This is a genomic window from Haematomicrobium sanguinis DSM 21259, assembly GCF_000688395.1.
GTDB lineage: Bacteria > Actinomycetota > Actinomycetes > Actinomycetales > Micrococcaceae > Haematomicrobium > Haematomicrobium sanguinis.
The window spans coordinates 305,632-319,599 of record NZ_JIAG01000001.1 but is presented as its reverse complement, the minus strand read 5'-3'; the positions used below and the strand labels follow the sequence as shown (position 1 = coordinate 319,599).

General features: G+C 61.3%; 14 protein-coding genes. 9 read left to right on the top strand and 5 right to left on the bottom strand.

Translation table 11 applies throughout. The annotated features are described in order from the left end of the window. Positions 1–76: 76 nt before the first annotated feature. Both O148_RS17665 and O148_RS0101505 read left to right on the top strand, forming a co-directional pair. Positions 77–445: a hypothetical protein gene (locus O148_RS17665; protein WP_157374449.1), complete on the top strand. Its 369-nt coding sequence runs from the start codon at positions 77–79 to the stop codon at positions 443–445. Positions 446–447: 2 nt separating this feature from the next. After that, positions 448–933 (top strand): hypothetical protein, encoded by a 486-nt coding sequence (locus tag O148_RS0101505; protein WP_026529512.1) that lies wholly within the window; start codon positions 448–450, stop codon positions 931–933. 148 nt (positions 934–1,081) lie between these two features. On the opposite strand, the gene O148_RS0101500 is transcribed toward O148_RS0101505, so the two are convergent. Further along, complete coding sequence (locus O148_RS0101500; RefSeq protein ID WP_026529511.1) at positions 1,082–2,026, bottom strand: metallophosphoesterase; 945 nt, start codon at positions 2,024–2,026, stop codon at positions 1,082–1,084. A 9-nt stretch (positions 2,027–2,035) separates the two neighbouring features. After that, entirely contained in the window at positions 2,036–4,378 is a 2,343-nt protein-coding gene (locus tag O148_RS14120; RefSeq protein WP_035744224.1) for a transglycosylase domain-containing protein, read from the bottom strand. A 37-nt stretch (positions 4,379–4,415) separates the two neighbouring features. On the opposite strand from O148_RS14120, the gene O148_RS17890 reads away from it, so the two are divergent. Genes O148_RS17890 through O148_RS0101480 form a run of 3 tightly spaced genes read left to right on the top strand, consistent with a single transcriptional unit; the run spans position 4,416 to position 5,972 of the window. Beyond that, positions 4,416–4,577, top strand: coding sequence for a Sp36 family protein (locus tag O148_RS17890; RefSeq protein WP_169737486.1), 162 nt, complete (start codon positions 4,416–4,418; stop codon positions 4,575–4,577). Continuing rightward, positions 4,574–5,056: a RidA family protein gene (locus O148_RS0101485; protein ID WP_157374448.1), complete on the top strand. Its 483-nt coding sequence runs from the start codon at positions 4,574–4,576 to the stop codon at positions 5,054–5,056. Before O148_RS17890 ends, O148_RS0101485 begins: the two co-directional genes overlap by 4 nt. Next, on the top strand, positions 5,040–5,972 hold the full coding sequence (locus O148_RS0101480; RefSeq protein ID WP_240470754.1) for an NUDIX hydrolase: 933 nt from the start codon (positions 5,040–5,042) through the stop codon (positions 5,970–5,972). Before O148_RS0101485 ends, O148_RS0101480 begins: the two co-directional genes overlap by 17 nt. A 105-nt stretch (positions 5,973–6,077) precedes the next feature. Here O148_RS0101480 and O148_RS0101475 read toward each other — a convergent pair whose 3' ends face one another. Then, positions 6,078–6,755, bottom strand: coding sequence for a Crp/Fnr family transcriptional regulator (locus O148_RS0101475; RefSeq protein WP_026529508.1), 678 nt, complete (start codon positions 6,753–6,755; stop codon positions 6,078–6,080). A 160-nt stretch (positions 6,756–6,915) separates the two neighbouring features. Here O148_RS0101475 and O148_RS0101470 point away from each other — a divergent pair, with 160 nt between their 5' ends. Then, positions 6,916–8,103, top strand: a complete 1,188-nt coding sequence (locus O148_RS0101470) for a MarP family serine protease (protein ID WP_035744220.1) — start codon at positions 6,916–6,918, stop codon at positions 8,101–8,103. A gap of 64 nt (positions 8,104–8,167) precedes the next feature. Here the strand turns inward: O148_RS0101470 and aroQ are convergent, their stop codons facing one another. After that, on the bottom strand, positions 8,168–8,632 hold the full coding sequence (gene aroQ, locus O148_RS0101465) for a type II 3-dehydroquinate dehydratase (RefSeq protein WP_026529506.1): 465 nt from the start codon (positions 8,630–8,632) through the stop codon (positions 8,168–8,170). A 70-nt stretch (positions 8,633–8,702) separates the two neighbouring features. Beyond that, positions 8,703–10,679, bottom strand: coding sequence for an acetate--CoA ligase (gene acs, locus O148_RS0101460; protein WP_026529505.1), 1,977 nt, complete (start codon positions 10,677–10,679; stop codon positions 8,703–8,705). A gap of 341 nt (positions 10,680–11,020) precedes the next feature. Here acs and O148_RS16840 point away from each other — a divergent pair, with 341 nt between their 5' ends. The 3 genes from O148_RS16840 to O148_RS0101445 all read left to right on the top strand — a co-directional run bounded on the left by O148_RS16840 (position 11,021) and on the right by O148_RS0101445 (position 13,795). After that, positions 11,021–12,166: a G protein-coupled receptor family protein gene (locus tag O148_RS16840; RefSeq protein WP_157374447.1), complete on the top strand. Its 1,146-nt coding sequence runs from the start codon at positions 11,021–11,023 to the stop codon at positions 12,164–12,166. Between the two features lie 40 nt (positions 12,167–12,206). Further along, a complete protein-coding gene (gene nth / locus O148_RS0101450; RefSeq protein ID WP_084156950.1) occupies positions 12,207–12,944 on the top strand; it encodes an endonuclease III in 738 nt (245 codons plus the stop codon). Between the two features lie 167 nt (positions 12,945–13,111). Beyond that, complete coding sequence (locus O148_RS0101445; protein ID WP_075204235.1) at positions 13,112–13,795, top strand: NUDIX hydrolase; 684 nt, start codon at positions 13,112–13,114, stop codon at positions 13,793–13,795. Positions 13,796–13,968: the final 173 nt, after the last annotated feature.

Here is a 13,968-nt window from a genome sequence, read left to right as displayed (position 1 = left end):
CTCGGACCATGGCGCTTTCTCATGCGCGTTGCTCCAACTTGCCCTGCTCGTTTTGCGTCTCGGATACGCTTTTACCGTGAGCTTGGACGAGCGTAAACGGGTGCCGTGGTCGTTGAGCTTCTACACGCCAATATTCATTCTGTTGACTATCGGACCGGCCATTGGCATTAACAGGATGTTGGCGGCAGCACCACACACAAGTAGGGGTTGCGAGGTAGATTCCGGGCCGTTTTGCGGCGACTCCAATGGAGACCTCGGTGTGTTCACCTCGTTGCTCATCGCACTGTTCCTGGCCTATCTCATCTTGGCGTTGGTGAGCTTTTTCTACAACGAGTATTACCAGGTCCCGGTGCGCTATTGGCCCGCGTTCGCGTGGCTATTTGGGGTCAACTTTGTCATCATTGCCCCGGAGGTCATCCGGCTCTTTACCCGAGGAGTGCTGTAACGGTGTGGCGCGTACTTGCTGGTTCCGATGTCAGCTCACACGGCCAGCTCGGCGGACCCCAAATCGAGTCAGCCAAGAGGGAGACGACGTTGAAGAGAAGGTTCGCCTCGTTTTGCCTGGGCGTAGCGCTTAGTTCTGTAATCTTTGGGGCAGTAACTACCCTAGTTGTAGATCTATCTCCGGGCCCGGGAAGTGACGATTTCGGTCCAGTGGAGCTCGACATCTTTTACTTTGTCTTCGGATTCTTTCTCTGGCTTCCGGTTTCCACAATTCTGGGATTAATCGTTCTACTAATAGTTCGCATCTTCAAGAAGCCCCAAGCAAGGCTCCTCATGGTTTTCTGCACCACGCTCGTAATCAGCTTGGGTATCTTGGTGATTGGCCTCGGCGCGACCGGCCTAGCGGCACCTTTCATAACTGTATTTTTGGCGACAGTTTCTCCACTAAGCGCAACCGTATGGACGTTCCTCATATACGGGAACTTTTAAGTCAGAGGCTAACGTCCTTCGGGTTGGATCGCTCGGCGTTTCTAGTGAACTCTCTCACGCGTTTCGCATCCCTGTACCGCGTTTCGAGAGCCGTATACCGCTCGTAAAATGCGGTACGGGGATGCGAAACGAGGGGGCGTGGTGGCGGCTAGGTGAGGGTGAGGAGTACGGCTTCGGGTTTGCAGGCAAACCGGACCGGGGCGTACTTGCTGGTTCCGATACCCGCGGACACGTTGAGCGGCACCTGAACACCGTCCAGTTCCCATTCGGTTAGCCCGCTGGCGCGCCAGGTCGGCAAGTCGCAGTTGCTGGTGATGGCACCGTATCCGGGGATGCAGACTTGCCCCCCATGAGTGTGCCCGGCCAAGATCAGGTCAGCGCCCTCGGCGGTGAAATGATCTAGCACCCGTTGATAGGGGGCGTGTGTCACGGCGATCTTGAGGTGCGGTGCCTCGTGGGACGTCGAGGAGCCCAAAGGCCAACCCGCGTAGCGTTCGCGGCCCAAGTGGGGATCATCAACTCCGGTGAAGTCCAATCGCAATCTATCCATCGCTAAGGACTGGTTGCGGTTCGTGAGATCGATCCAGCCGGCGCGACCAAAGGCGTTGAACATCTCGGGCCAGGGGTTATTCGGCGGGAGCTTCTTCTTTTTGCCCTCATTGCTGTTGCGCACCAGGTACGTCAGCGGGTTCTTGAGCATCGGTCCGTAGTAGTCATTCGATCCAGGGACAAAGACACCGGGGAACTTCATGAGCGGTTCCAGGGCGTCAAGCAGTTCCGGGACGGCACCGGTGTCGGAGAGATTGTCGCCGGTATTGACCACGAGGTCCGGCTGGAGATCGGCAAGCGAACGTAGCCAAGCGGCCTTCTTCTTTTGGCCGCGCACAAAGTGGATATCGCTCAGGTGCAGGATTCTCAACGGTTTTTGACCGGGCGGCAGAATACTTAGCTGCTCTTCGCGCACCTGGAATGCATTGCGCTCATAGCCGTAGGCATAGGCTAGCGCGGCGGCAGGAACCAGTGATGCCACGCCAAGAGCGCCGAGGACGCGTGGTCCTCGGCGCTGGGTGGCCGTAAAGTCAGAGGTACTCACCGGGCAGAACTAGTCATCATTATTGCCGTTTCCATTACCGTTGCCGCCCCCATTATTCCCGTTGTTGCCGTTGTTGTCTCCGCCGTTTCCGCCGCCGTCACCCGGAGGGTTGGAGGGTGCAGGCTGAGGCGGTTGAGGCAACTGGAAGTTATTCGGATTGCGTCCGTTCATGATTTCCGGCGACGGATAGGGGAACGGGTCGGCGGGGTAACGACCGGCAATATCGTTCATGTAGGCGTTCCAGATGGGCAGTGCGGTACTGCCACCGTCTGCCTCTTGGTAAACCCGCCCGCCAATCTGCTTCGGAGTTCCCATGTCGGCTGACCATTTCGTGTTGTCGATGCTTCCCATCCAGGTCGCCGTGGCGATGCCGCTGGTAATACCGACAAACCAGGTGTTTTCACGTGACTCGGTGGTGCCGGTTTTTCCGCCAGCGTTGGGAATGTAATAGGCTGCGGCCGAGCCGCCGGGAGTCATGGTTTGCGAGAGTGCATACTTCACACCAATGGCGACGTTCTTGTCGATGACCTGTTCGCATTTTGGTTCGGCGACCGGGTAAGACTTCCCAGTTTTGTCCTTGATTTCCAGAATCGCGCGTGGTTCACACTTTAAGCCCTCGGCTGCGTACGTGGCGAAGCCGGTTGCTTGTCCCAGGGGAGAGGTGTTCGCAGAGCCAAGGACGTTGGGGAGCGCCACTGGCATTGGCTTTGTCAGCAATGACTCCGGAGTTCCAGCGGGCGCAGTGCCATACTCTGGAGCAGTGTCCTTGTTCCATGTGGCCTGTGTTGCACCGGCCTCTGCAGCGTTCTGGAAGATCGCGCACAGATCGAGCTGCTTGGCTTCGGCGATGGTCACGGTGTTGAGGGAAGCCTTGAGTCCGTTTAAAGCGCTCTCCACCGTGTACGGCCGCAAATTGTAGTTGCGTGGTTTGTACGTCTCGCCGCCGATGTAGTAATTACCGTCCGGCAGGCAGCTGGCGGGGAAAGGGGTACCTACCGGGTAATCCTTATCCCGCGCATCAAGCCGTTCATTCAACCCGCGCCCGGCCTCGAGCCAGGTCTGCAACACGTACGGTTTGAAGGATGAACCAGGCGCCAAACCGTTAGATGTCGGCGATAGCGGCCAGTTCGGGTCACCGTCCTTGTACTGAGGAATCATCAGGTTGATTTGGCTACTGCCAGGTTGATCTTGACCGTCGTAACGCGTGCTCTGCGCCATGACCAGCACATCACCGGTTCCCGGCTGAACCGAAACCATACCTGCCGCCATGGACGGATCGGTTAGGGCCGGATCCGGGTTGGCGGCCTCATTTAACCGGTTTTGAGCGGCAGCTTGAGCTACAGGGTCCAAGGTCGTCTTAATGGTGAGGCCCTGGCTCAAGAACTTCTTGCGGTCCTCCAGCGTTTCTCCATACTGGGGATTGCCCTCGATGAGCGCCCTGACATACTGGCAGAAATAACCAGCCTGCACGGCCGCAAAACATTCTTTCTTGGGCGGCTGTACATTCAGTCCCAGATCGGATGCGACCGACTCGTCATAGGTTTTCTGATCGATCTTGCCCTGATCGAGCATGGCCTTGAGCACCAAGTTGCGGCGCTCCTTTGCGGCTTCTGGGTACTGGATCGGGTCATAGGCGCCAATACCGTTCACAATGCCGGCCAGCATTGCCGACTGCGGCACGTTCAAATCCTTGGCCGAAACCCCAAAGTAGTAGTTCGCTCCGGCTTCGATGCCGTAAGCATCTCCGGCAAACGGCACAATGTTCAGGTAGCCGGCCAGGATCTCTTCCTTGGACATCTTCTTTTCCACCGCAATGGCCAGGCGCGCTTCCTTGATCTTGTCGCCAATGGTCTTGCGCACGGCGTAACCGGCGTCCTCGCCCGCCTGGATGCGGTCATTAATAATGACGTTGTTCACATACTGCTGAGTGATAGTGGAGGCTCCGCGCAGGCTATCGCCCTGCAAGGCGCCATAGATTGCGGCGCCGACACCGCGAATATCCACGCCGCCATGCTCATAGAACCGAGCGTCCTCGATGGCCAAGAGCGCATCCTGCATCGTCTTGCTGATCTGATCCAGCGGAACCACCTTGCGGTTTGTCCCGAGCGTCGCAATCAGGCCGCCCTCGCGGTCAAGCACCTGAGTCTGCTGGAACGGCGCATCACCGACGAGCTCGCTCGGCAGATCCTCGAAGGTCTGAATCGAAGCCGCCGTACCCGCTCCGATCGCCGAGGTGAGAGGCACCATCAAGCCCGCAGTCAGCACGCCGCAGACGGCGGCAACCACAACGAAAGCCACCACCTTGCCCAGTGTGGTGGCAGTGTTAAAGAGGGGGTTCTTGGATCCGGCCATGTTCTCCAGTTTACAAGGAGGCGCTAGGCTGGGTCACATGAAGACCTGGGAGTACTTTGTCACACCGCTGCTTTTGCACCGCGAAAAAGCCATCCTCGACCAATGGGGTTCGGACGGCTGGGAGCTCGTCCAACTCGTCCCCGGAAACGAGGGCTCGGGTCTGGTCGCCTACTTCAAACGGGAGAAGACTTCCGCATGAGCGCGGGCAATGACGCCATTTCGGCCGTGGAAACGGCGCTCGCCAATCTCGGACTGAGCGTCCCAGAAGCCCCGAAACCGCTCGCAGCGTACGTCCCGGCAGTCATCAGCGGGCCTTATGTTTATACGGCCGGCCAGCTCCCCTTTATTAATGGTGAACTCACAGACACGGGGAAGGTCGGAGCCGAGGTAACTCCCGAGCGCGCCAAAGAACTCGCAGAGGTTTCCATCCTCAATGCGCTCGGCGCAATTAAGGGTCAAATCGCTGACTTGGATCGCATTACGCGGATCGTGAAAGTCGTGGGATTTGTGGCCAGCGACCCGGAATTTTACGGTCAACCGGGCGTTATTAATGGTGCAAGCGAACTCTTGGGAAGCGTCTTCGGCGACGCCGGTATCCACGCCCGCAGTGCGGTGGGAGTCACCGTGCTACCCATGAATTCGCCGGTAGAGATTGAAGTGATTGCTGAATTTGTCTGACACCAAGACACTCGCACTGACGCGAACGTTTCCCTTGCCCTCCGATGACACCGGCGCGGCGCAAAGCTGGATCGAGCTCGGCCAACGCGCACCCCGCACCGCCCGTCTCGCCTCCTCGGTCGTGCTCCTGCGCGACACCGAAAACGGCCCCGAGGCACTTTTGGGTTACCGGCGCGGCGAATCCCCACTCGGCAAGGTGTCCTTCCCGGGTGGTTCCGTGCTGGAGAACGACGGCGATGCCGCACCTTGGGCGGGACCCTCACCTACCCAGTGGGCTCAGCAGTTAGGAATAACGGACTCCACCCAGGCGCGAAAGATTGTCACCTGTGCGATCCGTGAGCTTTTCGAAGAGACCGGCATCCTGTTGGCCGAGGACGCCAACGGCATTGTGGTCGAGTCCAATAGCGGCCCCGAATGGATGAAGCTGCGAATGTCCCTCGCCGCCGATGAACTCAGCTTCGGCGAGGTCCTTGGCAACCGCGGCTTGACGATGCGCACAGACATGCTCAAACCCCTTGCCCGTTGGCTCTCACCCGATTTTGCGCACAAGCGTTTCGACACCATGTACTTCTCTGCGGTAGCCCCGCTAGGACAGAAGATCAGCCCCCTGGAGGGCAAGGGCACCTGGCTCGGATTCGTTCCGGCGGCAGAGCTGATCGACCAACGCAATACGAGTGCGCTGGGCGACATGGTCGATGAAGAAAATACCCGGGGCCGTAGTATGGCGGACCTGATGACGCCGGCAACCCAGATTGTGCTGGAGAAGCTGGCCGTGGCCCGAGGCTGTGTCGCCTACCTCGCCAACAAACGACAGGTATGCACCTTCCAGCCCGAACTCATCGAAAACGACGGCGAACTCTTCCTCGAAGTGCTCCCGCAAAAGGGATTTGACGGGACCGTCGGCAGAAGCCGCTAGCATTTTCGCTCGAAGTCACCACAACGAAAGGCGCGCCCCGCACAAAAGTGTGGGGCGCGCCGTCGTACTTAATGCTTGTGCGATCTAGCGGCTGCGCTGTGTCCTTTAGCGGCTGCGCTGGCGCAAACGTCCCACGTCGAGGATGACCACGGCGCGGGCCTCAAGGCGCAGCCAACCGCGTTGCACAAATTCGGCGAGCGCCTTGTTGACGGTTTCGCGGGAGGCGCCAACGAGCTGGGCGAGTTCTTCCTGGGTGAGCTCGTGTGCGACGAGCACGCCGTCGGCGGCCTGCTTGCCGAAACGGTCGGCGAGGTCCAGTAGCGCCTTGGCGACGCGGCCGGGAACGTCGGAGAAGACGAGGTCGGCGAGCGATTCGTTGGTTTTGCGCAGGCGGCGGGCGAGGGCCTGCAGGAGCTGCGCGGAAACCTCGGGGCGCTTCTCGATGACGGCGCGGAGGTTCTCGTTGCGCAGGGCGGCGAGGCGCGTTTCAGACACGGCGGTCGCGGTGGCGGTGCGCGGGTGCGGGTCAAAGAGCGCCATCTCGCCGAAGAGTTCGCCCGGGCCCAAGATCGCGAGCAGGTTTTCGCGGCCGTCGCTGGAAGTGCGCACCAGCTTGATCTTGCCGGAAATGATGAAGTAGAGCTCGTTGCCCTGGTCTCCTTCGCGGAACACCGAGGCGCCGCGGGCCAAATCTACTTCGGTGAGCTCATCGGTGAGCGCAGCGAAGACGTCATCGCCCAAGCTCGCAAAGAGGGGCGCGCGGCGAAGAACTTCAATATCCATCCAAAACTCCTGTTAACAAATGTGAGCTATTACCTATCTTGCCGTATCTTTGCACGTCACCATAGGGTTACACACCCTTTTCAACGTGCTAATGCTCTAAAACAGTTCCCAAGTGTGCATTCGTATGAGCCTTTCAGGGAGCGCATTTACACTTGCATGCGTGCAGACTTCCGGATTTACCGCCTTGGATTTTGTGGTGGGCTTGCTGTTGCTGGTGTATACCGTGATGGGTTTTGTGCGCGGTTTTTGGGTGACGCTCGGCGGGCTGTTGGGTGTTGTCGGCGGGGCCGTGGGCGCGTATTTTGCCGTGCCGCTGGTGATCGGGTGGGTTGAGGATTCGGCCTGGCGGACGCCGGTCACGATCTTGACCGTGGTCGTGTTGCTCGGCTCCGGTGTGGCGATTGGGTCCGCGATCGGGCGCGCGTTGCGTAAGTCGACCGATAAGACGCCGCTAAAGTTTTTGGAGCGTCTGGTCGGCGGTGTGCTCGGGTTGGTGACCTCCGCGCTTGTGATTTCAATGGTGGCTGCCAGTATTTCTGGGTTGGGTGTGCCCTGGCTGACCCGGGCGCTCACCGATTCCCGGGTGATTTCGGCGATCGATATGTCGACGCCGGCGCCGGTGCGCGAATGGATGGCCGGGGCACGCGGGGCGATTGTGGCACAAGGCATCCCGACAATTTTGGGGCAGGTGCCGCCGGATCAGGCGGTGGTACCGGACGCCAGCGTTGACACACCCGATTACCGGCGGGCATCCGCATCCATAGTGCGTGTGACGGGGTTGGCGTTTCAGTGCGGGCAAAACCAGACCGGGTCAGGGTTTGTTGTAGCGCCGGATCGAATTGTGACCAATGCGCACGTGATTGCCGGTGTGAGCGAGCCGGTGGTGGATATTCCGGGACAGTCTTCGCGGGCCGGGCGCGTGGTCTATTTTGATCCGGCGAACGATATCGCGGTCATAGCGGTGGAGGGGCTCGGGCTCGCGCCGATTCCGTTGGCGCCGGGGCAGGATCCCGGGAGCACCGGAGCGTTTGGCGGGTACCCGGCGGGCGGGCCGTATCAGATTCAGCCGAGCAAGGTCATTTCGCGCTCCGATGTAGCGGTCGCGAACATTTACGGGGCCGAACCGAGCCTGCGCAATGTCTATACCCTGGCGGCGAATGTGCAGCAGGGGAATTCCGGGGGGCCGTTGTTGGACGCGCAAGGTCGAGTGGCCGGGGTGATATTTGCGAAGGCCGTGCAGAGCGAGCCGGTGGGCTATGCCTTGTCGCAGAGCATCCTCGAACCGGTGGCGGCCGGTGCGCCCGGGATGAACGAGCAGGTGCAAACCGGGGTCTGCACCGTCAAGTAGCCCCGCCTCCCTCGACTGTGTAGCAGTTAATGCCCATGTTACGCGCTGGGATGGGCATTAACTGCTACACAGTCGAGGGGAGGGAGCGGGTGAGGTGTTCGGTCGCGAGGCGGTAGCCGTCGATGCCCGCGCCGACGATGACGGTCCGGGCAAGCGCCGAAATGTAGGAGTGGTGGCGGAAGCCTTCGCGAGCGAAGACGTTGGAGACGTGCACCTCCACCACCGGGATGTTCACCGCGGCGAGGGCATCGGCAATGGCGAGCGAGGTGTGCGAGTACGCGCCGAGGTTCGCGACGATACCGGCGGCGTTGCCCCGCGCAGCGTGAATGCGATCGATCAGCGCGCCTTCGGAGTTGGACTGGAAGCTCTCGATAGTCCACCCCGCCCGCTCGGCGGCGGCCGAGGCCAACTCGATCGCGTCCTCTAGCGTCGCCTCGCCATAGACTTCCGGTTCCCGAGTACCTAACAGATTGAGGTTGGGGCCGTTGAGAATGAGCAGGGTGCGTGATCCCTCTGCGGGTGCGTTCATATTCCTATTCTCACTCACAACGGCGCCCAACCCCAGCCTTGATGACGTGATGGGTGTTGCTTTCGGTGAGTTACTTGCGCATGGATTCGGCGATCTCCTGCATGATGCTCGGGTCGGCGAGGGTCGTCGCATCGCCAACCTCGCGGCCCTCGGCGACGTCCTTGAGCAGGCGCCGCATGATCTTGCCGGAGCGGGTCTTAGGAAGCTCGGGAACTACCAGGACGTGCTTGGGTTTAGCGATCGGGCCGATCTCCTTCGCCACGTGGTTACGCAAGGTGGTGACGATGTCATCGTCATCCTTGGCCGAGCCGCGCAGGATCACGAACGCGACGACGGCTTCGCCGGTCGTGTCATCGCTCGCACCGACGACGGCGGCTTCTGCCACCGAGTCATGGCTGACCAGCGCCGATTCGATTTCGGTGGTGGACAAGCGGTGACCGGAGACATTCATGACGTCATCGACCCGGCCCAGGAGCCAGATGTCGCCGTCCTCGTCCTTTTTTGCGCCGTCGCCGGCAAAGTACATGCCGTCAAAGCGCGACCAGTACGTCTCTTTAAAGCGTTCGGGGTCGCCCCAGATGCCGCGCAACATGGACGGCCATGGCTCCTTGACCACCAGGAAACCGCCGTGACCGTTGGGAACGGGCGTGCCCATCTCATCCACGACATCCACCGCGATTCCGGGCAACGGCACCTGCGCCGATCCGGGTTTGGCTGCGGTGATGCCAGGCAGCGGAGTGATCATTTGGGCGCCGGTCTCGGTTTGCCACCAGGTGTCGACGATCGGTGTGATACCCGCGCCAATGATCTCGCGGTACCACATCCACGCCTCAGGGTTAATGGGCTCGCCGACCGAACCGAGCAGGCGCAAGGAGGAGAGATCGTACTTTTGCGGGATGTCACGGCCCCACTTCATGAAAGTGCGGATCGCGGTGGGAGCGGTGTACAGGAGCGAGACCTTGTACTTCTCCACGATCTCCCACCAGCGGCCCTGGTGCGGAGTATCGGGGGTGCCCTCATACATGACCTGGGTGGCGCCGTTGACGAGCGGGCCGTAGACAACATAGCTGTGTCCGGTGACCCACCCGACGTCCGCGGTGCACCAGAACACATCGGTTTCCGGTTTGAGGTCAAAGGTGTTCAGATGCGTGAAAGCGCACTGAGTGAGGTAGCCGCCGGTGGTGTGCAGTATGCCCTTGGGTTTGCCGGTGGTGCCCGAGGTATAGAGAATGTACAGCGGATGCTCGGCGTCATGGGCTTGGGCGGTGTGCTCCGGGCTCGCCTCGGCCATGAGGTCATCCCACCACGTGTCAATCTCATTCCACTGAACGTCTTCACCGTTGCGCTTGACCACAACAACGTTTTCCACCGTGTGGCCCGGCTTCTCGAGGGCCTGGTCCACCGCGGGTTTGAGTGCGCTCGGCTTGCCGCGGCGATAGGTGCCATCCGCAGTGACCACGAGTTTCGCTTCGGCGTCATCGATGCGGCTGCGGAGCGCGTCTGCGGAAAAGCCGCCAAAGACCACGGAGTGCACGGCGCCAATGCGGGCGCAAGCCAACATGGTGATGGCCGCTTCCGGGATCATCGGCAAGTACACCGCGACGCGGTCGCCCTTTTGGACGCCCAAACTTTCAAAGGCGTTGGCCGCCTTCTTCACCGCTTCGGTGAGCTCGGCATAGGTAATGGCGCGGCTGTCCCCGGGTTCGCCTTCAAAATAAATGGCCACACGGTCGCCATTGCCCTCCTCAACGTGACCGTCCAGAGCGTTATAGCTGGCGTTCAGCTCACCGCCGACAAACCACTTCGCGAAGGGGGCGTCGCTCCAGTCAAGAGTGTCGGTGAAGTCCTTGTCCCAGGTCAGGAGGTTTCGGGCTTGGTCGGCCCAAAAGGCGAGCGGGTCGGCGCTGGCACGCTCATAAATCTCCGGCTGGGCGACCGCGTTGGCGGCGAATTCCTCGCTGGGCGGGAACTGGCGGTTCTCTTTCAACAGGTTTTCAAAGGCATCGCCGGAGGCTTGGGATCCGGTTTGGGTGTTCTGCTCAGTCATCAGATTCCTTTGTCACGTTTTTGCTGTGGCACGCGGTCACTCTTTCCGCAATTCAGCCTAGTACTTTCGGGGTTCAGTTTGTGCGCTGTGTCACAGCGTGCGGGACTAGTGTGCGTGTTTGTGCGACTAGCGGGCGGTGCTCGTGCCGCCCGTGGGTTGACCAAGCACCCCGCGCTTGGGTGCGCTGCGGGGTGAAGGTGAGGGGCGTCGTCGTACTTCATGTTGCGAGCGGAAAGTACCGTGCCAGGTCCTTGCTTAGGAACGGGAGCGAGGGCGGCCGGTGCCCAATGTCAGCGCGAGCGGCTAGGGTGTGAGGAAAGAGTAGCGGCGTGGGAGGAAGTATGAGCAGTCAGGGAAATTCGAGTGCTGGCGTGGCCAACACGGCGAACGGGGTTATTGCCAAATTTCATCAGCGGGAACTGTTTACCGCGTTGTCGGTTTTTGTCATGCTGATCGGCATTTTGGTGACGGCCGCGTCGCCGGCATTTGTGTGGACGCCGTTTGGGTGGCTGTTTTTGCTGTTGATACCGCTGTATGTGCTCGTGATGCTCGGCGTGCGTGCGTTCACACGCAAGGAATGGCGGCTTCTGGGGCTGAGCCTCAATCAGGTGGCGATGGTGTCGTCGATTGTGGCAGGGGTCTTCGTCATCCCGGTGACGCTTTTTGAAGTGCTGCCGTACGCGCAGTTTTTGCCGAGCGGCGTTGTGGGCGGGTTTGTTTTCGCGCTGATCGGGGCGCTCGGGTACCTGTTTTTTGCGGCCGTTGCGCCGTTCCTCGCGCCGTTCAAGGACGAGTTTGCGCGCGGGGCGGAGGCGGGTGCCGGGCTGGGTGCCGAGCCGAATACCGAGCGCAGTGCCGGGACTGGAGCCGCGGGGGTTAGCGAGGAGCCGAGTTTCCTGGCTCGACCCGGGGTTGCTCCGCGAGCGGCGGATTCAGGAGCGTCCAAAGCGTCTACCACGCTGTCCTGGGGCCGTGGTGCAGGAGAGCCGCATACTGCGTCGGGGAAGACCGGCCCGGGTGGGGTCGGTAACACGGGGGTTGCGGCCGCTGGGGCTGCCAGTTCCGGGGGCGGTAACGCTGGGAGCGGTAGCGCTGTGAACTCGAGTGACTCGGCGGCTCAAGGAGACCGTTTGGGTGCCCCGGGCGGGGCGGAGCAAACGCCCACGGAACAACGGTCTTTTGCCGGATCGGCTCCGCAGGATTCGGCCCGTGAGAGTGCGGGCTCGGCGCCGCGGGAGGGGGAACCGGCCCGTCCGGAGACCGAAGAGACGGCGCAAGAAGCCCCACAAGATGGACAGACCGCGTTCTGGTTTGCGGTACCGGAGACACGCCACATCGTTGAGCCCGGAAGCGGGACGCGGGTGGCCGCCCTGGAGCCCGGAATGTGGATTCTGGCGCTGGAAGACCGCGGAACCAGTTTCCTCGTGTCTACTGAAAACGGTGAGACCGGCATCTTGGAGGATATTTCCAACGTTGAACGAGCCTAAAACCGAAACCGAGCTTGCCAAGACTCGCCGCGCTCGCAGAATGTTTCGGGTGTTGGCGAGTACCTACCCTTACGCCGTGGCGGAACTCGACTTCCGCGACCCCTTCGAATTGCTGATCGCGACCGTATTGTCGGCACAAACCACGGACGTGCGGGTCAACTCGGTCACCCCGACGCTCTTCGCGGCCTATCCGGACGCGCCCGCGCTCGCCGCATCGGACCCGGCCGCGGTGGAAGAGATCATCCGGCCGCTGGGCTTTTACCGAGCAAAGACCGAGAGCATTCGCAAGCTCGCTGCATCCTTGGTGGAGAAATTTGGCGGCGACGTTCCCGGACGCCTAGACGAGTTGGTTACGCTCGCCGGGGTGGGTCGCAAGACCGCTAACGTGGTGCTCGGCAATGCGTTCGGGGTTCCGGGGATCACCGTAGACACGCATTTCGGACGGCTGGTGCGCCGCTTTGGGTGGACCGAGGAAACCGACCCGGTCAAGGTCGAAGCAGCGGTGGGGGCCATGTTTCCGCGCCGGGATTACACCACTCTTTCGCACGTGGTGGTGTATCACGGGCGGCGGATTTGCCATGCTAAAAAACCCGCCTGCGGGGTGTGCCCCATTGCCAAAGACTGCCCGAGCTTCGGTTTGGGTCCCACCGACCCGGAAGTGGCACGGAAGCTGCTCGCCTACGAGTTGGCGCCCGGACGCGAAGACCTACACCAGAAGATGCTTTCCGGCAGAACCCGCCGCGAGCTCCGCCAAGAGGGGTACAGCCTGACACCGTAGGGTGGGACATGGGCGCTCCTGCCAGAGCCGTGGCAACAGGGCCACGGCAAGGGGCGCGGCAACAGGGCCACGGCAAGGGGCCTGGCAACAGGGGTGAAACAACGGCGCGGTATAACCGGCAAGGCTCGCCCACCATCAAGCGGGGCGCGGAAAGAAAGGTGTCTGCAGTGGGCGCATTGGCGGATCTCGAGGACATAGCGCGGCGCGCCGCTCGTGGCGACGTTTCCCCACACACCGATGAAGTCAGAAACATCCGCCCGGTCGACCCGGCAACGGCACGACGAGCGGGCGTCCTGGTGCTCTTTGGCCGCCTCGATTCCGTTCCCGCCGACCACGACGCCCGCGCCGTCGCCAAAGATATCGACATCCTCTTAATGGAGCGTGCCGCCGATCTGAACAATCACCCCGGACAAGTGTCCCTACCCGGTGGCGGCGTTGAGCCGGGTGACGCAAGCATTGAGGCGACCGCGCTACGCGAGGCCGTCGAAGAAACCGGCCTCAACTCAGACGGGGTGCGTATTCTCGGCCCGCTTCCGGCGGTGGGACTGCCCGTCAGTAATTACCTGGTCACCCCGGTTCTTGCCTGGTGGGATGCGCCCTCGCCAGTGCAAGCAGTGGACCAGCGGGAAACACGCCGGGTCTTCCGCGTTCCGGTCGCGGACCTGCTCAACCCGGACAACCGGGTCACCTGCGTGATCAATCACAAGGGTGCCGTCATCTCCAGCTCCGGCTTCCTAGTGGACGGCGTCACCGTCTGGGGGTTCACCGGAATGCTGCTGGATCACCTTTTCAACCAGCTTGGCTGGACCGAGCCCTGGGATCGGGATCGCACCATCCCGGCGCCGATCTGACCCCTACCCTCCGCCAACCCACGACCAACCCGTCCCCGTCCCAACACCGCCCGCTTCTCATCCGCTAATTGCGTTTTCATCCCGAAATTGCGTCATGAAAATGCAATTAGCGGATGAGCGGCGGGCCGTACGGATGAGCGGCGGGCCCTACGGATGAGCGGCGGGCCATGGGG